The following is a 542-nucleotide window of genomic DNA, read 5'->3' as shown; positions in this document are numbered from 1 at the left end:
CAGTTGTATTAGGGTTGTATGGTTAAGTGAATAAGCGTATACGGTGGATGCCTAGGCAGTTAGAGGCGATGAAGGACGTGTAAGTCTGCGATAAGCGTTGGGAAGCTGACAAAACGCGTTATACCCAACGATTTCCGAATGGGGCAACCCAGGTCTTCGGACCTATCTGCATCTGAATACATAGGGTGTAGAAGCAAACGCAGGGAACTGAAACATCTAAGTACCTGTAGGAAGAGAAATCAATTGAGATTCCCCTAGTAGCGGCGAGCGAACGGGGAACAGCCGAATCAGCATGATGTAGTGGAACAAGTTGGGAAGCTTGGCGATACAGGGTGATAGCCCCGTACACGACGTATCATGTTGGTCATATTAAGTAGGTCGGGACACGTGTTATCTTGACTGAAGATGGGGGGACCATCCTCCAAGGCTAAATACTCCTAACTGACCGATAGTGAACCAGTACCGTGAGGGAAAGGCGAAAAGAACCCCTGTGAGGGGAGTGAAATAGAACCTGAAACCGTATACGTACAAGCAGTGGGAGC

1 rRNA gene is annotated in these 542 nt (G+C 48.7%); it reads left to right on the top strand.

The features are described from left to right. Positions 1-20: 20 nt before the first annotated feature. Positions 21-542 (top strand): 23S ribosomal RNA (locus RM552_RS17710); the annotation flags it as partial.

The organism is Glaciecola petra (genome assembly GCF_031846345.1).
Classification (GTDB): domain Bacteria; phylum Pseudomonadota; class Gammaproteobacteria; order Enterobacterales; family Alteromonadaceae; genus Glaciecola; species Glaciecola petra.
The sequence above is the reverse complement of the archived record's forward strand: the minus strand, read 5'-3'. Positions and strand labels throughout refer to the sequence as shown.